General features: G+C 67.1%; 15 protein-coding genes. 6 read left to right on the top strand and 9 right to left on the bottom strand.

From position 1 onward, the window contains the following. Window positions 1–70 precede the first annotated feature (70 nt). The 3 genes from DEQ92_RS08760 (at window position 71) to ligA (ending at window position 3,938) form a co-directional block, all read left to right on the top strand. Window positions 71–1,423: a cytochrome P450 gene (locus DEQ92_RS08760; protein WP_049905029.1), complete on the top strand. Its 1,353-nt coding sequence runs from the start codon at window positions 71–73 to the stop codon at window positions 1,421–1,423. Window positions 1,424–1,523: 100 nt separating this feature from the next. Next, the gene (locus DEQ92_RS08755; RefSeq protein WP_004974097.1) at window positions 1,524–1,742 is read left to right on the top strand and encodes a hypothetical protein; all 219 of its coding nucleotides are present in this window, start codon (window positions 1,524–1,526) and stop codon (window positions 1,740–1,742) included. A 96-nt stretch (window positions 1,743–1,838) separates the two neighbouring features. Next, on the top strand, window positions 1,839–3,938 hold the full coding sequence (ligA, locus tag DEQ92_RS08750; protein ID WP_004974095.1) for an NAD-dependent DNA ligase LigA: 2,100 nt from the start codon (window positions 1,839–1,841) through the stop codon (window positions 3,936–3,938). Window positions 3,939–4,001: 63 nt separating this feature from the next. Here the strand turns inward: ligA and DEQ92_RS08745 are convergent, their stop codons facing one another. The 4 genes from DEQ92_RS08745 to DEQ92_RS08730 all read right to left on the bottom strand — a co-directional run bounded on the left by DEQ92_RS08745 (window position 4,002) and on the right by DEQ92_RS08730 (window position 7,939). After that, complete coding sequence (locus DEQ92_RS08745) at window positions 4,002–4,925, bottom strand: ABC transporter permease (RefSeq protein ID WP_004974092.1); 924 nt, start codon at window positions 4,923–4,925, stop codon at window positions 4,002–4,004. Continuing rightward, window positions 4,922–5,902: an ABC transporter ATP-binding protein gene (locus DEQ92_RS08740; RefSeq protein ID WP_004974090.1), complete on the bottom strand. Its 981-nt coding sequence runs from the start codon at window positions 5,900–5,902 to the stop codon at window positions 4,922–4,924. The genes DEQ92_RS08745 and DEQ92_RS08740 overlap by 4 nt, the downstream gene beginning before the upstream one ends. A gap of 174 nt (window positions 5,903–6,076) precedes the next feature. Next, window positions 6,077–6,352: a hypothetical protein gene (locus tag DEQ92_RS08735; RefSeq protein WP_004974087.1), complete on the bottom strand. Its 276-nt coding sequence runs from the start codon at window positions 6,350–6,352 to the stop codon at window positions 6,077–6,079. A gap of 66 nt (window positions 6,353–6,418) precedes the next feature. Continuing rightward, window positions 6,419–7,939, bottom strand: a complete 1,521-nt coding sequence (locus DEQ92_RS08730) for a methyl-accepting chemotaxis protein (protein WP_004974085.1) — start codon at window positions 7,937–7,939, stop codon at window positions 6,419–6,421. Between the two features lie 147 nt (window positions 7,940–8,086). Between DEQ92_RS08730 and DEQ92_RS08725 the strand changes: the two genes are divergently transcribed. Then, window positions 8,087–9,826, top strand: coding sequence for an excinuclease ABC subunit C (locus DEQ92_RS08725; protein WP_115804348.1), 1,740 nt, complete (start codon window positions 8,087–8,089; stop codon window positions 9,824–9,826). Between the two features lie 65 nt (window positions 9,827–9,891). On the opposite strand, the gene mdh is transcribed toward DEQ92_RS08725, so the two are convergent. Next, window positions 9,892–10,806: a malate dehydrogenase gene (gene mdh, locus DEQ92_RS08720; protein ID WP_049905028.1), complete on the bottom strand. Its 915-nt coding sequence runs from the start codon at window positions 10,804–10,806 to the stop codon at window positions 9,892–9,894. A 206-nt stretch (window positions 10,807–11,012) separates the two neighbouring features. Here mdh and DEQ92_RS08715 point away from each other — a divergent pair, with 206 nt between their 5' ends. Next, the gene (locus tag DEQ92_RS08715; RefSeq protein WP_004974079.1) at window positions 11,013–11,705 is read left to right on the top strand and encodes an Sjogren's syndrome/scleroderma autoantigen 1 family protein; all 693 of its coding nucleotides are present in this window, start codon (window positions 11,013–11,015) and stop codon (window positions 11,703–11,705) included. An 85-nt stretch (window positions 11,706–11,790) separates the two neighbouring features. On the opposite strand, the gene DEQ92_RS08710 is transcribed toward DEQ92_RS08715, so the two are convergent. The 4 genes from DEQ92_RS08710 to DEQ92_RS08695 all read right to left on the bottom strand — a co-directional run bounded on the left by DEQ92_RS08710 (window position 11,791) and on the right by DEQ92_RS08695 (window position 16,794). After that, the gene (locus DEQ92_RS08710; protein WP_115820657.1) at window positions 11,791–14,373 is read right to left on the bottom strand and encodes a DEAD/DEAH box helicase; all 2,583 of its coding nucleotides are present in this window, start codon (window positions 14,371–14,373) and stop codon (window positions 11,791–11,793) included. Window positions 14,374–14,718: 345 nt separating this feature from the next. Continuing rightward, window positions 14,719–15,705 (bottom strand): Zn-ribbon containing protein, encoded by a 987-nt coding sequence (locus DEQ92_RS08705; protein WP_115804350.1) that lies wholly within the window; start codon window positions 15,703–15,705, stop codon window positions 14,719–14,721. Between the two features lie 48 nt (window positions 15,706–15,753). After that, window positions 15,754–16,146 (bottom strand): DUF2073 domain-containing protein, encoded by a 393-nt coding sequence (locus DEQ92_RS08700; RefSeq protein ID WP_004044951.1) that lies wholly within the window; start codon window positions 16,144–16,146, stop codon window positions 15,754–15,756. A 6-nt stretch (window positions 16,147–16,152) separates the two neighbouring features. Beyond that, on the bottom strand, window positions 16,153–16,794 hold the full coding sequence (locus DEQ92_RS08695) for an Era-like GTP-binding protein (protein ID WP_004974066.1): 642 nt from the start codon (window positions 16,792–16,794) through the stop codon (window positions 16,153–16,155). Window positions 16,795–18,404: 1,610 nt separating this feature from the next. On the opposite strand from DEQ92_RS08695, the gene DEQ92_RS08690 reads away from it, so the two are divergent. Beyond that, entirely contained in the window at window positions 18,405–20,078 is a 1,674-nt protein-coding gene (locus tag DEQ92_RS08690) for a Cdc6/Cdc18 family protein (protein ID WP_004974065.1), read from the top strand. Window positions 20,079–20,109: the final 31 nt, after the last annotated feature.

Below are 20,109 nucleotides of genomic sequence, written 5' to 3'. Positions count from 1 at the left end.
TGGACCACGATATAAAGGGCCGGCCGGCATCGGCAGTAGCGCCATCCCGGTTCCGCCCGTAGCTTCATCCATGTCAGAAGCGACGCAAGGCGGTCGAGAACGACCGCCGAGTCCCCCGTCGAAGCCCGTGGTCCACCACACCCTTCGGTACGCGGACGACCCGCTCGCGTTCGTCACCGAGGTCGCCCGCGAGTACGGTCCGGTCGCCGAGTACGACATCGGCGGCATCTCGTTTTACCAGCTGAGCGACCCCGAACTCGTCGAGCACGTCCTCGTACAGGAGAACCAGCGGTATATCAAAGGCGAGCTGTTTCAGGAATCGCTCGGGACGGTCCTCGGCGACGGCCTGCTCACGAGCGAGGGCGAGTTCTGGCGGCAGCAGCGCCACCTGATGCAGCCGGCGTTCCTCCCGCAGATGCTCCGGCGCTACAGCGAGGTGATGGTCGACTACACGGAGCGCATGCTGTCGTCGTGGGAGGACGGCGAGACACGCGACATCCACGAGGACATGATGAGCCTCACCGTCGAAATCGCCGCGAAGACGCTGTTCGACGTGGACATCCGCGAGGAGGAGTCCGCCGTCGGCGACGCCCTCGAAACCGTCATGGACTACTCGTCGACCTCGATGAAGCGCCCGGTGGACGTGCCGCGGTGGGTCCCCACTCCGCGCAACCGTCGGTATCAGCAGGCGCTGGACGACCTCACCGAGGTCGTCGGCCGCATCGTGACCGAGCACCGCGACGACGACCCCGACCCCGAGGCCAACGACGTCGTCTCGCTCCTGTTGACGTTCCGCGACGACGACGGCGATTCCCTGTCGGACGAGCAGATACGCGACGAACTCGTGACCATCCTCCTCGCCGGCCACGAGACGACCGCGCTGGCGCTCACCTACACGCTCCACCTCCTCGGGACGAACCCCGAGCAGGCGTCGACGCTCCGCGAGGAGCTCGACGCCGTCCTCGACGGCGAGCGCCCCGGCTTCGGCGACCTCGACGATCTGACCTACACCGAGCAGGTCGTCAAGGAGGGGATGCGGGTCTATCCGCCGGTGTGGGAACTCATCCGCGAGGCCGCCGAACCCGACGCAGTCGGCGGCTACCGCGTCGAACCCGGACAGACCGTCTCGGTCCAGCAGTGGGTGCTCCACCGCGACCCGCGGTTCTACGACGACCCCCTCGACTTCCGGCCGAGCCGGTGGACGAAAGCGTTCGAGCGCGACCTCCCGAAGTACGCCTACTTCCCGTTCGGCGGCGGCCCGCGGCGGTGTATCGGCGACCGCTTCGCCATGCTGGAAGCGCGTCTCGCGCTGGCGACGATTGCCCGGTCGTGGACGGTCGACCCGACCCACGACCTGTCGTTCGACCCCTCGATTACGCTCCGACCCGAGGGGTCGGTCGAGATGGTCGTGAACCGCAGGTGAGCGGTCGGCGAGAGCCGAATCGTCGGCGCACAGTCTCATCCCCGGCTTCGCCTACCGTCGTCGCCAACACGCTTATTCCCCGAGACCGAAGACCGGTTTCATGGCCGGAGACTTCCTCCTCGTCGCCGCCGTCTTTCTCGCAGTCGGCCTCCCGGCGGCGGCGTTCCCCTACCGCGTGTCGAAACTCGGCGAGCGGGTCGACGCCATCGGGAGCAAGACCCCCAACGACGAGGTCGAACCCGCCGAGTGGAACGTGACGCTCACGCGGTTCGTCGGCGTCTTCATGTCCGCGCTCGGCGTCGCCTACCTGTTCGCGTGACGCGGCGCGGTTCGGGCGGGAGTCGTCGCGGCCGGAACGTCGCCGTTCGCCGTCACCCCGGAGCGTTTACCCGCCGTCCCGCCGACACCCGAACCAATGAGCGACGCCGACATCGACGCCGAGTCGAACCCGTACCTCCGCGACCCGCCGACCGAGTTCGAACCCGCCGAGTCGCTCTCGCGCGAAGCGGCCGAAGAACAGGCCGCGCTCCTCCGCGAAGCCGTCCGCGAGCACGACCACCGCTACTACGTCGAGGCCGACCCACTCGTCTCCGACGCGGCCTACGACGCGCTGTTCTCCCGCCTCGTCGCGCTCGAAGGCGCGTTCGACCTCGACACGACCAACAGCCCGACGAACCGCGTCGGCGGCGAGCCGATCGACGCGCTGGAGACGGTCGAACACGTCGCGCCAATGCTCTCTATCGACCAGAGCACCGAGGCCGACGACCTCCGGGAGTTCGACGAGCGCGTCCGCCGCGAGGTCGGCGCGGTCGACTACGTCTGCGAGCCCAAGTTCGACGGCCTCTCGGTCGAAGTCGTCTACGAGGGCGGCGAGTTCGCCCGCGCGGCCACCCGCGGTGACGGCCGACGCGGCGACGACGTGAGCGCGCAGGTGAAGACGATTCCGACCGTGCCGCTGTCGCTCCGCGGCGACCACCCCGACCGACTGGCCGTCCGCGGCGAGATTTACATGCCGAAGTCCGACTTCAGCGACCTCAACGCCCGGCGCGTCGAGGCCGGCGAGGACGCCTTCGCCAACCCCCGGAACGCGGCCGCCGGGACGCTCCGCAACCTCGACCCCTCGGTCGTCGCCGACAGGCCGCTCGCGGTCTTCTTCTACGACATCCTCGACGCGAGCGCGCGCCCCGACAGCCAGTGGGCGGCGCTCGACCGCCTGCGCGAGTGGGGCCTCCGCGTCGCCGACCGCGTCGAGCGCGCCGAAGACGTGGAGGGAGCCATCGACTACCGAAACCGGATGCAGGCGGCCCGCGACGACCTCGACTACGAAATCGATGGGACGGTCATCAAGGTGGACTCGCGGGAGGCCCGCGAGCGCTTGGGCGAAAAGAGTCGCTCGGTCCGCTGGGCGTTCGCCTACAAGTTCCCCGCGCGCCACGAGGTGACGACCGTCCGCGACATCGTCGTGCAGGTCGGACGAACGGGCCGACTCACGCCGGTCGCCATCCTCGACCCCGTCGACGTGGGCGGCGTCACCGTCTCGCGGGCGACGCTCCACAACCCCGACGAGATAGCCGACCTCGGCGTCGCGGTCGGCGACCGAGTCCGAGTCAAGCGCGCCGGCGACGTGATTCCGCAGGTGGTCGAAGTCACGGAGGACGGCGGCGGGAGCTACGAGTTCCCCGACCAGTGTCCGGTCTGCGGGAGCGCGGTGGACCGCGACGGCCCGCTGGCGTTCTGCTCGGGCGGGCTTTCGTGTCCGGCCCAACGGGAGGCCTCTATCGGCCACTTCGCGGTCAAGGGCGCGATGGACATCGACGGCCTCGGCGGGGAGCGCGTCTCCCAGCTCGTCGACGCCGGCCTCGTCGAGACGGTCGCCGACCTGTACGGCCTGACGGCCGACGACCTCGCCGAGTTAGAAGGGTGGGGCGAGACGAGCGCCGAGAACCTCGTGACCGCCGTCGAGAACTCGACGAACCCCGCTCTCGACTCGTTCCTCGTCGGCCTGAGCATCCCCGAGGTCGGAGAAGCGACCGCCCGCGGTCTCGCCCGCGAGTTCGGGTCAATCGAGGCGTTTCCCATCGAATCCGACGCCGACGAAGGCGAGTTCGACGCGTTCGAAGAGCGCCTGACGACGGTCCCCGACGTGGGCGAGACGGTCGCGCGCCGCGTCCGCGACTTCTTCGAGAACGCGGACAACCGCGCCGTGATTCGCGCGCTCCTCGACCGCGGCGTCGACCCCGAACCCGTCGAATCGGGCGGCGACGAACTCGACGGCCTGACGTTCGTCGTGACCGGGACGCTCGCCGCGAGCCGGGGCGACGTGAAGGACCTCGTCGAATCTCACGGTGGCAGCGTTACCGGCTCCGTCTCGGGCAACACCGACTACCTCGTCGTCGGCGAGAACCCCGGCCAGTCGAAGCGCGACGACGCCGACGCGAACGACGTACCGACGCTCACGGAAGCCGAGTTCAAGGACCTGCTCGCAGAGCGCGGCGTGGCGTACCCACCAGAATAGTCGACAGTCGGTGGGAGAGTCGCGAAAGCGGTCGTTACCGCCTCTGCGGCCCGCGTCTCCGCCTCAGAGGTCCGCCTTCTGGAACGCGCGGTAGCCGAGCAGCGGCGGGACGACGATCCACGCGAGGAGGATGGCGAGGATGAACGGCCCGGTGAAGTAGAACGGAAGTGCCTCGCTGAAGGTCGCCTCGATGGCGAGTCGCTCGCCGAGTCCGGCCTTGAACAGGCGGGCGGCGACCGCGGGGCCGTACAGTTCCGCGACCAGCGTCTCGTAGGCTCGAAGCGGGTTCAGGTACTTGATGAAAAGGCGCATCTGGACGATTTGCGGCGCGGTCAGCGCGGTGAGACCGAGCTGCTCGATGACCCAGTTGACGAGCCGCGGGACGCCCGTGGCGACCGTCGACCAGAGGACGGCGAAGATGAAGTACAGCCCGACGGTGCCGAACAGCGCCTGTCGCTGGGACGCCGAGGTCGCGGAGAGCCAGACGCCGATGGAGACGAACGCCGTGGCGAGGAGCCCCGAGAGGGCGACCTGTCCCGCGTAGGAGACGAACATGACCTGCCCGCCGGTGAACAGCATCGCGAAGAGGGCGACGACGAAGCCGACGAGCATCGAGATGATGACGACGAGCGTGCGGCCGACGAGCTTTCCGAACACCACGTCGCGCCGAGAGTTCGGCAGCGACAGCAGGAGCTTGATGGTGCCCGACTCGCGCTCGTCGATGAGCGAGCCGTGGGCCGTCACGAGCGCGATGAGCGCGAGGACGAACCCGAGCATGCCCGCGTAGGAGAAGTTGAACAGCCCGCCGGGCGCGGTGGTGAGGCCGAACAGCGTCTCGGAGTTCGCGCCCGCGCCAGAGAGCAGGACGCCGTAGAACAGCGCCGTCGACCCGCCGATGAGGAGGGCGAAAAACAGCGTCAGGCCGAGGAGCCACCGCGACCGGAGAGCGTCGCGGAAGTCCTTGCGCGCGACCGATTCGAGCGTCATGCTGTCACCTCCGGTTCGCCTGCGGAGTCGTCGCCCTCGGTGTACGCGAGGAAGATGTCCTCCAGCGACGCGGAGTCAGTCTCGAAGTCGGCCACGGTCGCGCCGCCGGCCTCGACGGCCTCGATGACGCGCGACTTGGCGTCGTCGGTACAGCCGACGATGAGGCGGTCGCCGTCGGTCTCGACCGACGAGACGCCGTCGAGGGCGCGGACAGCGTCGAGGGCGGCGTCGCCGTCGACGTCGATGCGGAGAACCGAGTCGGTCTCGATTCGGCTCCGGAGCCCCTCGATGGTGTCCTCGGCGATGAGTTCGCCGTCGCGCATGATGCCGACGCGGTCACAGACCGCTTCGACCTGTCCGAGGACGTGGCTGGAGAAGAACACCGTCGCGCCGCGGTCGGCCTCGGTGCGGACGATGTCGCGCATCTCGCGCGCGCCGGCGGGGTCGAGACCGGAGGATGGCTCGTCGAGGACGAGGAGGTCGGGACTCCCGGCGAGCGCCATCGCGAGCGCGAGGCGCTGGGACATCCCCTTGGAGTAGCCGCCGGCGCGGCGGTCCGCCTCGTCGGGGTCGAGGCCGACGCGGGAGAGCAGTTCGTCGGGGTCGTCGTCGGCTTCCTTGGACTCGATGGCGAACTCGACGTGTTCGCGCCCGGTCAGCCGGTCGTACACGTCGTACCCCTCGGGGAGTACGCCGGTCCGACGCCGGACGGCCACGCTCTCGGCTTGCGCGTCGTGTCCGAGCACGCGGACGGACCCGCTCGTCGGGCGCACGAAGTCGAGAAGCATGTTGATAGTCGTCGATTTTCCGGCACCGTTGGGACCGAGGAACCCGAAGACCTCACCCTCCGCGACGGAGAACGTGAGGTCGTCGACGGCGGTGACGGCGTCGGCGTCGGACGACGGGAGGAGAGAATCGAACAGTCCCTCGTCGTCTTCGAACCGTTTCGTCACCCCGTTCAGTTCGATGGCGGCCATGGGCGGGCCTGCGTCGTACTGGGTTAAAGGGTTTTAGGTGCAAAAATCACGGGCGATAACATTCCCGCGCCGAGCGGAGGGTCAGACGGAGGAGTCACATCGCCGCAGTCGTGCGATTCGGTCGGGTTCGACGGCCGGTATCGGCGGTCGATGTCGACGGTCGGCTGTGCCGCCTCAGACCTCTTCGTCGGGTTCGTGGGAGTCGGCCATCTTCGTGGCCTCCGTCGCGTACCGCTCGCGCAGGTCGTCGTCACTTACTGGTTCGAGGTTCTCGGTCGGCGCGTCGATGGCGGCGGTCACGGTCATCCGGCGCTGGTGCATCACGGCCGCGGCGAGCTCCTTCCGGAGTTCGTACTCGCCGTCCGGCGTCGCGTAGATGAGGATGATGAGGTCCCGGTCGTCGTAGGACCGCTCGACCAACCAGAGCCGCGTCGTGTCGTCGTCGCTCATGCCCCGTGGTTCGGACGGGGTTCCCTTACGCGTGCCGGCATCGACGCCGGCCGTTCGGAACCCGGCTCAGGAGCGATTGCCCGTCAGTTCCTCGACTTCCATGGCGAGCGACGACAGCGCCTGCGTGCTCTCGTCGGTCGCGCTGACGATGCTGTCGACCGCGCCCTCGGTCTCGACGGTCCGGTCGCGCACGTCCTCGATGGTCGCGGTCAGTTCTTCGACCGCCTCGGCCTGCTCGTCGGTCGCGCGGGAGACCTCCGCGACGCCGTCCGCGGCGGTGTCGATGGAGGTGGCGATTTCCTCGAACGCCGCCAGCATCTCGGAGATGCGGTCGTCGGCGTGCTCGATGCGGTCGTTCGACTCCGTCGCCGCGTGGACCGCCTCGCCGGTCTGCGACTGGATGTCCTCTATCTGCGCGGTGATGTCTTCGGTGTGCTGGCGCGTCTCGTCGGCGAGCGACTTGACCTCCTCCGCGACGACGGCGAACCCGTCGCCGTCCTCGCCGGCGCGGGCGGCCTCGATGTTCGCGTTGAGCGCGAGCAGGTTCGTCTGTTCGGCCACCTCGGAGATGACCTCGACGACCGCCTCGATGTCGTCCATGCGGCCGCCGAGTTCGGTCACGCGGTCGACGAGCTCGTCGCCCATCGTGACGACGCTCTCGGTCGCCGCTCGCGCCTCGCTGTTGGCCTCGCGGCCCTCGGCGGTCGCCTGCCGCGCCTCCGTGGCCGCCGTGTCGACCTCGTCGGCGGTCGCGGCGACCTCCTCCATCGTCGCGCTGAACTGCTGCATCTGGGTCGCGCCCTCGTCGAGGAGGTCGCGCTGCTCTTCGACGTTATCGACGATGGCGTCGGCCGCCGAGGCGGCCCGCGTGACCGCCGCGGTCGCCGTCTCCGTCTCGTCTTCGACGTTCGACGCCAGCGTCGAGAGGTTGCGCGCCGTCTCGTTGACCGCGTCGACGACGAGATAGAGCTGGTCGTCGACGGCCCCGCTCTCGTCTATCGTCGCCCGCGCGTCGAGGTTGCCCCCGCTCAACTGGGTCAGCGTCGATTCGACCTCGGAGACGAGCGCGGCGACCTCGCGGTGGCGCTCGACTTCCGTCGTCCGGTTGCGGACGGTCTGGAGAACGCCGACGAGCTCGTCGCCCTCGTAGAGCGGCATCGCCGTGTGCCGGGCGTGGCAGTCGTCGCCGTTCACGTCCGCAAACGTCTCTTCTACGGCGTAGAGCAGGCGGTCGGGGTCGTCGAGTTCCACGCCGTCGAGCGCCGCGGCGTCGAGTGGGTTGTCGAGGACCTGCCCCGCGAGCACGCTGGCCGCGGAGTCGCCGTAGAAGGCATCACCGAGGTCGCGTCGGCCCAGCGCGGCGTCCGCGGACGTGCCGGTCAACGACTCGACGCCGGCGTTCCACGCCGCGATGCGACCCTGCTCGTCGAGGACGAACGCCGGGAGGCCGACGCCGTCGAGCAGTACGTCGTCGTCGACGTTCAAGTCCGGCGCGTCCGTGGCGGAACCGGCGACGATTCCGCCGTCCGGTAACGGAGTCTCCTCACCGAACCACGAGCGGACGCGTGAGAGTATACCAAGTGACATTAGAGGCCACGTTTCAGAGCATCACAGGAGTATCTTTCGAGCAGATTATCAAATCAGATAATTTTCGGGGCGGCGAGACGGCCGAATCGGCCGCCCCGCTGGCTCGACGCGTCAGCCTCAAGCCCTTCGCGCGGTAAGCCACCCCAGATGGACCCTGCCGCGGTCAGCGAACGAGCCAGCGCGCTTCCGTCGGACCCCGGCGTGTACCAGTTCGTCGCCGGCGACACGGTGCTGTACGTCGGGAAGGCCGTCGACATCCGCGCGCGGGTTCGGTCGTACGCCGACCCGCGGTCGGAGCGTATCTCCCGGATGGTCGACCGCGCGGAGCACATCGACTTCGCCGTTACCGACACTGAAACGCAGGCGCTCCTCCTCGAAGCCAACCTCATCAAGCGCCACCAGCCGCGCTACAACGTCCGCCTGAAGGACGACAAGTCCTACCCGCTCGTCCAACTGACGGCCCACGCGGTCCCGCGCATCGAGGTCACCCGCGAACCCGAGGACTCCGCGACCGTCTTCGGACCGTACACCGACAAGGGCCGCGTCGAGACGGTCGTGAAGGCGATTCGGGAGACCTACGGCCTCCGCGGCTGTTCTGACCACAAGTACTCGAACCGCTCGCGGCCGTGTCTCGACTACGAGATGGGGCTGTGTACGGCCCCCTGTACCGGCGAAATCGCGGAGCGCGACTACCGCGAGGACGTGGAGTCGGCGGTCCGCTTCTTCGAGGGCGAGACGGGCGTCCTCGCCGACCCGCTCCGCCGGGAGATGGAGGCGGCCTCACAGGACGCGGAGTTCGAGCGCGCCGCCAACCTCCGCGACCGGTTGGAAGTCGTCGAGTCGTTCCACGGCGCGGGCGAGGACGCCGTCTCGTCGCAGTCCGACGAGCGCGCCATCGACGTGCTCGGCGTCTCGCTCCGCGGCGACTCGGCGACCGTCGCCCGGCTCCACGCCGAGCGCGGGCAACTGGTCGACCGGACGCGGCACCACCTCGACGCCCCCGAGGGCGAAGACCGCACGGCCGCCGTCCTCTCGGCGTTCCTCGCGCAGTTCTACGCCGAACGCGAACTCCCCGACGCGGTCGTCCTCTCGGAGCATCCCGACGACGAGGACGTGGTCGCGTGGCTCGAATCGGAGGGCGTGGGCGTCCGCGTCCCCGGCGCGGGCCGCGAGGCGAAACTGATCGAACTCGCCCTGAAGAACGCCCGCCGGCGCGCCGGCCGCGACGACGGGCTCGCCACGCTCGCCCGCGAACTCGACCTCGACGTGCGACGCGTCTCCCGCATCGAGGGCTTCGACGTGAGCCACGCGCAGGGCAAGGCCGTCGTCGGCAGCGACGTGTGCTTCGTCGAGGGGAGCGCCGAAACCTCGGACTACCGCCGGCGGCGACTCCCCGAGCGCAACGACGACTACGCGAACATGCGAGAACTCGTCCGCTGGCGGGCGACCCGCGCGCTGGAAGGCCGCGACGACCGCCCGGACCCCGACTTACTCCTCATCGACGGCGGGAAGGGACAGTTGAACGCCGCGCTGGACGCCCTCGAGGAGACCGGCTGGGACGTGCCCGCCGTCGGCATCGCCAAGGACCGCGAACTGGTCGTCACGCCCGACCGGACGTTCGACTGGCCGGACGACGCGCCGCACCTGCACGTCCTCCAGCGCGTCCGCGACGAGGCCCACCGCTTCGCCGTCCAGTACCACCAGACGCTCCGCGACGAGGTGAAGACCGTCCTCGACGACGTGCCCGGCGTCGGCGAGAAGACCCGCCGGGCGCTGCTCACGCGGTTCGGCAGCGTCGAGGGCGTCCGCGAGGCGTCGGTCGAGGACCTGACGGATGTGCCCGGCGTCGGCGAGAAGACGGCCGCGGAGCTGAAGCGACGGCTCTGAGCGGGGTCGGCCGCGTCGGGTGAAAAAGACGGATTGGATTCGTCGCGCGAGCGAGCCGGAGCGGCTTACGCGATTTTGTTGTACTGGTCGCGGAGCTTCTCGGCCGCGTCGTCCATGAGGTCGGCCTCGTAGTCGTCGAGGTCCCACTCGACGACCTCCTCGATGCCGTTCGAGCCGAGCTTGACGGGGACGCCGAAGGCGGTGTCCTCGTAGCCGAACTCGCCGTCGAGGACGAGCGAGCCGGGAAGCACTTCGCCGGTGTCGTGCAGGACGGCCTCGACCATGTGGGCGACGCCGGTCGCCGGGCCCCACTGGGTCGCGCCCTTGCGCTCGATGACGTCCATGGCGGACTCCTGGAGGTCGCCGAGAATCTCGTCTTTCTCGTCGCCGGAGAAGGCGGGGTCGTTGCCGTCGACGCGGACCTTCGAGAAGACGGGCACCTGCGCGTCGCCGTGCTCGCCGAGGATGGTCGCTTCGACGTTCTTGACCGGCACGTCGAAGCGCTGGCTCAGCACGTAGCGGAAGCGGGCGGAGTCGAGTCGGCCGCCGAAGCCGATGACTTTGTGGCGGTCGCGGTCGCCCGTCTCGTAGAGGTGGCGGTTGAGCAGGTCGACGGGGTTCGACGTGGTGATGGAGACGAAGTCGTCGTTGTGCTCTGCGAGCGAGGAGCCGATGTCGTCCATGATGGGGGCGTTGTCGCCCGCGAGGTCGATGCGGGTCTGTCCCGGCTGCCGCGGGATGCCCGCCGTGATGACGACCACGTCGGAGCCGGCGGTGTCCTCGTAGCCGCCCTGCGTCACGACCGTGTTGGAGTCGTACGCGATGCCGTGGTTCGTGTCCGCCGCCTGTCCGACCGTCTTGTCTTCCATCTTCGGGATGTCGACGAACACGAGTTCGTCACAGACATCGCGAAGCGCGAGGTTGTACCCAGCCGCGGCGCCGACCGTCCCGGCCGCACCAATCACGCTAACTTTCGTCATACCACATTAACCAGGCTGTGGATTCCGAGTAAACGTTTCGAAACGGGCACCGAAGCGCCGTCTGTCGATTATCTGTTCGTCAGTCGTCGAATTTCGACCGACAGCGGCGGGGTGTCCTCGGCCGCGAGAGCCGGTGAGACCGCCGGTGACGAAACCACCCGAGCGACGCCGTGGGGTTTTTCGACGCACGTCGCGTCCACACGCACATGAGCGACTTCGATAAGGAAGCAGAGCGGCAGCGACTTCGGGAGAAGTACGAGCGAGACGAGACGAAGCGCCGTTCGACCCAGCGCATGAGCGAGTTGCTCCTCAAGGGCGCGACGATGACGAACAAGCACTGCGACAACTGCGGCGACCCGCTGTTCCGCTACGAGGGACAGGTGTTCTGTCCGACCTGTCAGGCCGAGGGGCAGGTCGCGGCGAATGCGGACCAAGACGCCGAGCAGGCCGCCGAGGCGGCCGTCGAAGCCGACCCGGTCGAAGGCGGGGTCGAGGCCTCGTCCGGCGGAGCGACCGAGTCCGTAGAGCGCGCCGATGCGGCGGCCGACCCTGCGGCGGTCACCGCCGAGGCGTCGGACTCCGAGCGACCGCAGGCCGGAACGCGACAGCCGGCGCAGGGCCAAGGAACCCGCGTCGCCGACGAGGCGCGCCGTGACCCCACCGGCGCGAACGGGCGCGCTGCGACCCCGTCAGCGCGAACCGCAGGCGAGCAGCGGGCGACCGGGCAGCGTGCACGCCGCGAGGTCGCCGGCGACGTCACCGACGCGCGCGAGTCGCTCGTGCGGACGCTGACGTGGGCCGCCGAGCGCGCCGAGTCGACCGACGACCCGCGGCGGGCGACCGAGTATCTGACCGCCGCGCGCGAGGCCGCCGAGGCCATCTCCGCGCTCGACCGATAACCGACCGGCGCACCGCTATCGCTCTCGGCGGTTGAAATCAACACGCTTCGGTCCCTCTGTTTCGGAGAAGCGCACTCATCCGCGCTCAGCGATACTCCGCCCCGACGACCTCGCGGATTCGCTCGGCGGTGACTTGGCCGACGCCGCGGACCTCTTTGAGGTCGTCCTCGTTGGCGGTCATGACCGCCTCGACGCTCCCGAACGCTTCGAGCAGCGTCCGCGCCGTGACCGGGCCGATGTCGGCGATGGCCGAGACGACGTACTCCTGTTGCTCGTCGAGCGTCTTCGCGCTCTTGCCGCCGTGGACGCTCACGGTGCGCTCGCGGTCCGTCTGCTCGCGGGTGGCGATGGTCGCCAGCATCTCCGCGGTGTCGTCTTCGTCCTCCGTGAACAGCACGCTCACGTTGAAATCGACCGCGACCGACGACAGCGCCCCGCGAATCGCGCCGGGGTGGATGTTCCGCTCCTCGTAGAGACCACGACCCTCGATGATGAGAAGCGGCCGGGCGTAGTGACGCGTGAGGTCCGCTATCTGCTCGAATATCGAGCGGTCGCCGCCCGTGAGCGTGTCGAGGAAGTCCGAGACGCTCTTTCGCTCGACCGCGACGCGGTCCGAGAGGACGTAGTCGCCGACCGCGAGCGTCTCCAACCGGGTCGTCAGGTCCTCGCGCTTCGAGAGAGTGCGGGCGATGTTGGAGTCGAGTTCGCGCTGGTCGACGACGATTTCGACGGTCTCCTCGTCGTCCGTTCCCGCCGCGGCGACGGTGGCCGGGTCGTCCGCCTCGTCGCCGTCGCCGTCGTTTTCATCGTCGCCGTCGTCGTCGTCGCCGTCGTCGTCGTCGCCGTCCGCCCGCGCCAACTCCTCGTCGGAGGGACCGAAGTCGGCGAGGCCCGACTGCCCGTCCGAGTCGGTCGCCGCGGCGACCGCGGTCTCTCCGTTCGTGGCGGTCGACGCGGCGGCTGATTCAGCGGCCGATTCCGCGTCCGACGCCACGTTTGCATCGTCACCGGCCGCGGCGTCAACCCCCTCGTTTCCGGTGGAACTCCCGGCGTTGCCGGCGGAACTGCCGTCGTCGCCCGCGAACGCCGAGAGGTCGCGCTGGGAGGGGTCGAGTTCGGCTTCGAGGTCGTCGGCCGCGCCCTTGAGGTCGCGAAGCTCGTTTTGCATCGTCTTCTCGCGGCGGCGCGATATCCAGAAGTACGCCTCGTCGCGGGTGTCCTCCGCGAGGAGGACGACCACGCGACCGTCGGCCTGACGACCGGTCCGACCCTTCCGCTGGATGGACCGGATGGCCGTCGGCACGGGTTCGAAAAAGAGCACGAGGTCGACCTCGGGCACGTCGAGGCCCTCCTCCGCGACGGAGGTCGAGACCAGCACCTCGAACTCGCCGCTTCGGAACTTGTCGAGGGTCTCCTGCTGTTCCTTCTGCGTCATCCCGTCGGAGCCCTCGCGGTCGCCCTGTCCGACGAACCGCCGGACCGAGAAGCTCTCCGAGAGGAACTCCGTGAGCGCCTCGGCCGTGTCGCGGGACTCGGTGAAGACGATGACGCGCTCGCCGTCCTGAATGCCGAGCGTCTCCGCGAGGAGGATGCGCGTCTTCCTGAACTTCGGGTGGAGGCCGTCGAACGACTCGGCTTTCCGCATCGCCTCGCGGACCTTCGGTTCGGCGACGAGTCGCTGGCTGGCCTTCGACGCGCCCGACGACCGGGCGGCGTTGCGCTGGCGCTCGAAGTACCGCCGGACCGACTCGACCGACTGGGTCTCGACGAGCTCGACCGCCCGGCGGAGCTTCATCACCTCCGCGTGCGTGGACATACCCTTGTAGCCCTCCGACTTGTCGGCGTTCATCAGTCGCTGTAGCTCCGCGCGCATCCGGTTGAGCTTCTTCTGGGAGATATCGGGCTTCGTCGACTTGGTGACGCCCAACTGCTTGAGTTTCTCCAGGCGGTCGGTGATGACCTCGTTGAGGGCGTCGCGTATCTCCAGAATCTCGTCGGGGAGCTGGATGCGGTTCCACTCCACGTCCGTGTCGTGGGTGTACTCCGACACGTCGGCGTCCTCCTCGGTCATCACCTCCACGTCGACGATGCCGAGGTTCTCACAGACTTCGAGGATGGCCTCCTCGTCGCCGCCCGGCGAGGCGCTCATCCCCGTGACGAGCGGGTCTTCGGCGTCGGCGTGGTAACGCTCCGCGATGTAGACGTAGGCGTAGTCGCCGCTCGCGCGGTGGCACTCGTCGAAGGTGAGGTGCGTCACGTCCCGAAGCGAAATACGGTTGCCGATGAGGTCGTTTTCGATGACCTGCGGCGTGGCGATAACTATCTGGGCCTCCTGCCAGAGTTCGGCCCGGTCGTCGGGCCGAACGTCGCCGGTGAAGACGACGATTTCGTCGTCCGGGACGTTCAGCGCCTCGCGGTAGAAGTCGGCGTGCTGCTGGACGAGCGGCTTCGTGGGCGCGAGAAACAGCGACTTCCCGCCGACGTCGTGGAGCCGCTGGGCCGTGACGAGCAGGCTGACGGTCGTCTTCCCGAGGCCGGTGGGAAGACAGACCAGCGTGTGGCCGTTGCGCGCGGTACCGGCGAGGCGAATCTGGTAGAGCCGTCGCTCGATGAACGACGGCGCGAGTAGCGGGTGGTCCACGTACGCAACGTCCTCGGAGGCCGGCATCGGTGACGATTACTCGTCCTCGCCGATAAGGGTTCGCAGAGCGGGGTGAAAGTAAAGCGGTCCGCCGGTGGAAACCGCGGCGGTCGTTACCCCGCGCTGTCGGCGGTGTCGAGGTCGGGGTCGTCTGGTCGCGCGGACGGGAGCGACGCTCCGAGGAGCGACGCCCACTCGGCGACCTTTTCGTTGTGCGGATTGGACATAGCGCTTCCCCAAGGAGATATACTCTCAACTATCGTATATAACGATTGTGCCGATTCGACGGACGGACTCGTCCGCGGGACCGAACGGCCGGCGTTCCACCGGAAACAACGGGGTCGGAAAATCAGTTCGACGCGAGGAACGCGCTCAGTCTTCGCGGTTACCCGGTCCCCACGAGTCCGGGACTTCGATGACGTAGCGGCCGTCCTCGCGGAGCGAGATGATGTACTCGTCGCGGTCGTACAGTTCCATGAGATTGAGTTCGTACTGACCGGGATTGACGATTTTGATGCTCTCGAACTGGTCGTTGAGCTCCTCGCGGAGCTGGTCCAGGTTGGGTCGGTCGTCTGACGACGGCTCGATGACCGTACCGTCCGCGTCCGTGGGTGCGGCGTCCGCGGGCTGACCGGCGGCCGCGTCGGGGTCGGGGCCGGAAGGCGCTTCGGACGGCGTCTCCGCCGGCGAGTCGCGCCGGTTCGCGTCGGCAGCGGCGAGTTCCTCGGGGGTGACGACGTCGCTCCGCGCGCTCTTCTGGGAGTTGTCTTCGTCCGTCTCGCGCGCGTTGATTTTCCCCGGCTCGCGGTTCGGGGGCGAATCCGGTCCCCGCGAGCGGCTGGCCTGCTCCGAGGCCGATTGGGCCCGCGATTCGTTCCGCGATGCTTCCGGATCCTGCGGGTCTGCCCCCGGAGACTCGCCGGGCGCAGACGGCCATTCGCCCCAACCGCGGGGTTTGGCTTCGGGGTCGTCGACCGCGTCGCTTGCGTCGGCCGCGTCGGTCGGCGACGGCTCGTTCTGGGTCGAGCCGGCGGCATCGACAGTCTCGGTTCGCTGTGAGGCGTCCGCGTCCGCATTCGCGTTCGCCCAGTCGCTGACGGTCATCGACTCCTCGTCGGTCGTGTCGGGGTGGGACTGCTGCTGCGCGCGGTCTCGGACGGCGTCGGCCGCCGAGGAGGTCAGGTCCCGCGTTCCGGCGCCGCCCGTCGACGTCGCGTCGTCGCTCGCGCTCGCGGGAGCGCTCCCGCTCGATGCGGGCTTGAACTGAAACTTGTTGCCGCCGCAGCTCGGGCACCCCGAGAGCATCTCCTTCGAGCCGTCGGGGAACACCTTACCGCACGTGGTGCATTGATGTGGCATTGATAGATGTTGACGCCGGATGGCGCGTGAGGGCGTTCGTGGGACCCCCTACTTTCGCGAGACGAGCGCGCTGATGAGATTCTCGTCCTTGTGTAGCGTCTGAATCTGGTTCGCGGGACCGATGACGGTGAGCTTCTGGGTCGACTGTCGGCCCATGAGCCGGTCGAGGAAGCTCTGGTCTGCGGTCTGCGAACGCGGGTACGTCTCGATTTCGATTCCGTTGAACTCGTCGGGGCTTATCTCGGCCATCGTGACCTCGATGAGCTTCGACTCCTCGTCGGGCGAAAGGCCCTCCTCGAGGATGACGATGTTGCCGTCGCGGACGCCGTCGAGGATGAGCCGAATCTTCTCCATGCTCGTGAGGTTTGCCATCCGATTCCCGCTGAAGAGGTCTATCTGGACCCCGTCGGAGCCGTTGTCGGAGGCGGTTGCTTCAGGCATGGTGAATCACGCGAAGTACTCCGCGATTTTGGCGTACACTTCGTCCATGTTCTCCCCTTCGAGCGCCGACAACTCGACTGTTTCGTGCTGTGGGTACGCGTTCGCGATGCGCTCGACGTTCGAGTCTTCGAGGTCGATCTTGTTCGCGAAGATGAGCACGGGCAGGTCCTGGCTCTCGATGATGCCGATGAGCATCGTGTTGACCTGCGATATCGGGTCCTTCGTGCTGTCGAGCACGTAGATGACGCCGTCGACGTCCTCGCGGAGCCAGTGCATGGCCTCGGCGACGCCCTCGGTCGCCTCGCGGGACCGGCGGACGGCGTCGTCTTTCTCCATGTCGTGTTCGAGGAATTCCTTGTAATCGACCTTCGTCGTGACACCCGGCGTGTCGACGATGTCGATGGTGACTTTCTTGCCGTTCCGCTCGATTTCGACGTTCTCTTTCCGCCTGGCGCGGCGAGTCTCGTGAGGGATGTGGCTCTCGGGACCGATGGCGTCACCGGTCCAGTCACGGGCGATACGGTTTGCGAGAGTCGTCTTCCCGGCGTTGGGCGGGCCATATATACCGATCCGCTTCGGCTCGCTCTCCGAAAAGAGCCGGTCGACGACTCGTGAGATGCTGTCTCTTAAATCTGTGAGCAGTCCCATCCTGGGCCTCCCGCACCTCCCGAACGCGTCGTGGAGGGCGTATGGAGGTATCACCCAACCGGACTCACTTAAGCACTACGTCAGACACCAGTCACGTGGGAGACAAGACGACAGAAAGGAGCGTCGTGGACGAGGGTCAGTTCGATAAAACGAGGTCGGGCAACGAGAAACGAGAGACGAGCGCTTGTTCACCGAGTATAATGTAACTGATACTAAAACGGTTCGAGCCGAATCCGTATTGCAGTTTATGGTTACTTTGCGCGCACACGTGCGTAACTTGGACATACGACGAACGGAGAATCTCCTGAATGTGCCGAACAGTTCCTGAAAACACCGAGCCGGTCTCTCCCCCGATCTGTCGTCACCTTAGTCTCTGCGGACAAGACACGGGGTTGACACTATTTGGTAGACGCGAAACGGTCGGGGGAACACCCCCACCCCTTCGTTTCGGGTGGAACGGCCCGAAGGGGTGGGTGGGGGGAGACCGCTAGACGGCGGTGGGACGTTAATTCTATTCTAGGGGAGTACAATAATATCTCTTTTTGCCCCAGTACGGTTACGGTATGACAATATAAGTAATAAAACTATCTGTATCTAAAGACCACCGAGACCCCCTCCCCACCCTCTCACGCCTCCACCCGAAACGAAGGGGTGTGGGGGATTCGAGCCCCAGGGGTTTCCCGTCGAACTGGAGAACACCCACTTAATTGCAGAGGAAACCAAGGGGTTAGGACGGTCGCTAAAATCCTCAGACCCTCGATTTCTCCGGAAGCGTGTTTTGCCCGTTTCCACACGAAACGAAGGGGTCTCGGGGACCGATTTTTCTCGTCGGACGTCCACTCAACTCCGAGTTCCACTCCACCCACGCGGACCGGTGGGTTTCGCGTCGACCGGGAGTCCGGTGTGGTGCCGCCCGGGTGTCCGGTGCGCAACTGCCGTTCGTCGAAATCCACCACTATCGCTCGGAGTCTCGACGCGTCCCGCGGTTCGATTCGACAGAGTGCGATTGTTCGAACCGATCCGTTTCACCTCGATGCCACTGTACCCAATTCCCTCCGTCCCAGCCAGCCGACTCATTCGATCAGCTCTATCCGACTCCCGACCCCATCCGACTACGTTCTCCGATCGACTCGAACTACTCGTCTCATCCGAACCCTTCCTCACCCATCCCTGACTCCCGGCCGTGGTTTCGACTCCGAGACGTTCCGCTCTCGGTGTCGATACGACCTGCCGACCCCATCGACTGACCCCCGGCTGACCCTCAGCTGACTCCCGACTTCCAACCGACGACCCCAATCGTCTGACGAGTGACGACCTCGACCGACTGACGACTCCAACCGGCGCTTCCGGACAGTGGTCGCGAGGAGTCTCCGTCCCCCGAGCGAATCGAGCGCTCGTGTTGAAACGGTCCCGTCCGGCCGAGTTCCGGTCGAACGACGGCAGACGAGTCGGAGAAGTAAGATTTTTGTACCGACTGTTCGTTTGGTTCCTTTGCATCATCTGGAATCGCCTTCTTCGGCGTGACGCGCAGATGCCGACTACCACCGGCCTCACGCACCGTATGCGCCGCTGCGGGCGACTATTCCACTTGAAACAAAGGGGTATTCACGATGGACGAGGAAGAGAATCCGCGAGGCGGCGCACGAGGAGAAGTCGGGAACAGCACGTCGGACGACAGCGCCGTCGACGGCGACTCCGGCGATGCACCCAGTACCGACGCGTCCGCTGACGATGCGTCCTCCGAGACACCGACACCAGCCGCCGAGGACGACGTCTCCCCCGAAGACATCGACATTCAGGCGAGCATCGGCCCCGACGCCGACGCGCCCGACGAGGACCTCGACCAGCACAAAGACCCCGACGTCGGTCTCGACAAGGTCGTCCTCAACGACGACGAGGGTTCGAAGGGACTGTTCGACGACCTCCTCGCCGGCGAGCCGATTTTCGAGAACAAGGAAGTCCTTCGCCCGTCGTACACCCCGCACGAACTCCCTCACCGGACCGACCAGATAAACCAGATGGCGACGATTCTCGTCTCCGCCCTGCGCGGGGAGACGCCGTCGAACATCCTCATCTACGGGAAGACGGGGACCGGGAAGACCGCGAGCGCGAAGTTCGTCAGCCAGGAACTCGAATCCACCTCCCAGAAGTACGACGTGCCCTGCGAGGTCGAGTACATCAACTGCGAGGTGACGGACACGCAGTACCGCGTGCTCGCGCAGTTGGCGAACAAGTTCATCGAGAAGAACGTCGAGCGCATCGAGGCCGAACAGGAACGCCTCGACGAGATGCGAACCCGGGCGACGGAAGACCCGAACGCCCTCGCGGACACGCCCTACGACTCCATCGCCGAGATAGACGAGCGCGCGGCGGAACTCGACGACGACGCCGACGAGATGGAGACGGTGCCGATGACCGGGTGGCCGACCGACCGGGTCTACACGACGTTCTTCGACGCCGTCGACTACAAGGAGCGCGTGGTCGTCATCATGCTCGACGAAATCGACAAACTGGTCGAGAAGTCGGGCGACGACACCCTCTACAACCTCTCGCGGATGAACTCCGAACTCGACAACTCCCGCATCTCCATCATGGGTATCTCGAACGACCTGAAGTTCACCGACTTCCTCGACCCCCGGGTCAAGTCGAGCCTCGGCGAGGAGGAAATCGTCTTCCCGCCGTACGACGCGAACCAGCTCCGCGACATCCTCCAGCACCGCGCCGACGTGGCGTTCAAGCCCGGCGCGCTCACCGACGACGTGATTCCGCTGTGCGCCGCCTTCGCCGCGCAGGAACACGGTGACGCCCGGCGCGCGCTCGACCTGCTCCGCACGGCCGGCGAGCTCGCAGAGCGCGGGCAGGCCGACACCGTCGAGGAGGCACACGTCCGGCAGGCGCAGGACAAAATCGAACTCGACCGGGTGGTCGAGGTCGTCCGTACCCTCCCCACGCAGTCGAAAATCGTCCTCTTCGCCATCATCCTCCTGGAGAAAAACGGCGTCCGCAACATCAACACCGGCGAGGTGTTCAACATCTACAAGCGCCTCTGCGAGGAGATCGACGCCGACGTACTCACCCAGCGCCGCGTCACCGACCTCATCTCGGAACTCGACATGCTCGGCATCGTCAACGCCGTCGTCGTCTCGAAGGGTCGCTACGGCCGGACCAAGGAAATCAGCCTTTCTGTCCCCATCGACGAGACCGAGGCCGTCCTGCTGACGGACTCCCGGCTCGGCGACATCGAGAGCGCACAGCCGTTCGTGCAGGCGCGGTTCGACAACTAAACGACAACCGTCGCTCTCTGACCGGAGCCGT

Source organism: Haloferax sp. Atlit-6N, assembly GCF_003383195.1.
GTDB classification, from domain to species: Archaea; Halobacteriota; Halobacteria; order Halobacteriales; family Haloferacaceae; genus Haloferax; species Haloferax gibbonsii.
Note: the sequence above shows the minus strand (reverse complement) of the source record. Positions and strands in the feature narration are given on the sequence as shown.

Bases quoted from the DNA above. Each gene is read 5' to 3' on its own strand.
- DEQ92_RS08760 (WP_049905029.1), top strand. From the start codon at position 71: ATGTCAGAAGCGACGCAAGGCGGTCGAGAACGACCGCCGAGTCCCCCG.
- DEQ92_RS08755 (WP_004974097.1), top strand. From the start codon at position 1,524: ATGGCCGGAGACTTCCTCCTCGTCGCCGCCGTCTTTCTCGCAGTCGGC.
- ligA (WP_004974095.1), top strand. From the start codon at position 1,839: ATGAGCGACGCCGACATCGACGCCGAGTCGAACCCGTACCTCCGCGAC.
- DEQ92_RS08745 (WP_004974092.1), bottom strand. From the start codon at position 4,925: ATGACGCTCGAATCGGTCGCGCGCAAGGACTTCCGCGACGCTCTCCGG.
- DEQ92_RS08740 (WP_004974090.1), bottom strand. From the start codon at position 5,902: ATGGCCGCCATCGAACTGAACGGGGTGACGAAACGGTTCGAAGACGAC.
- DEQ92_RS08735 (WP_004974087.1), bottom strand. From the start codon at position 6,352: ATGAGCGACGACGACACGACGCGGCTCTGGTTGGTCGAGCGGTCCTAC.
- DEQ92_RS08730 (WP_004974085.1), bottom strand. From the start codon at position 7,939: ATGTCACTTGGTATACTCTCACGCGTCCGCTCGTGGTTCGGTGAGGAG.
- DEQ92_RS08725 (WP_115804348.1), top strand. From the start codon at position 8,087: ATGGACCCTGCCGCGGTCAGCGAACGAGCCAGCGCGCTTCCGTCGGAC.
- mdh (WP_049905028.1), bottom strand. From the start codon at position 10,806: ATGACGAAAGTTAGCGTGATTGGTGCGGCCGGGACGGTCGGCGCCGCG.
- DEQ92_RS08715 (WP_004974079.1), top strand. From the start codon at position 11,013: ATGAGCGACTTCGATAAGGAAGCAGAGCGGCAGCGACTTCGGGAGAAG.
- DEQ92_RS08710 (WP_115820657.1), bottom strand. From the start codon at position 14,373: ATGCCGGCCTCCGAGGACGTTGCGTACGTGGACCACCCGCTACTCGCG.
- DEQ92_RS08705 (WP_115804350.1), bottom strand. From the start codon at position 15,705: ATGCCACATCAATGCACCACGTGCGGTAAGGTGTTCCCCGACGGCTCG.
- DEQ92_RS08700 (WP_004044951.1), bottom strand. From the start codon at position 16,146: ATGCCTGAAGCAACCGCCTCCGACAACGGCTCCGACGGGGTCCAGATA.
- DEQ92_RS08695 (WP_004974066.1), bottom strand. From the start codon at position 16,794: ATGGGACTGCTCACAGATTTAAGAGACAGCATCTCACGAGTCGTCGAC.
- DEQ92_RS08690 (WP_004974065.1), top strand. From the start codon at position 18,405: ATGGACGAGGAAGAGAATCCGCGAGGCGGCGCACGAGGAGAAGTCGGG.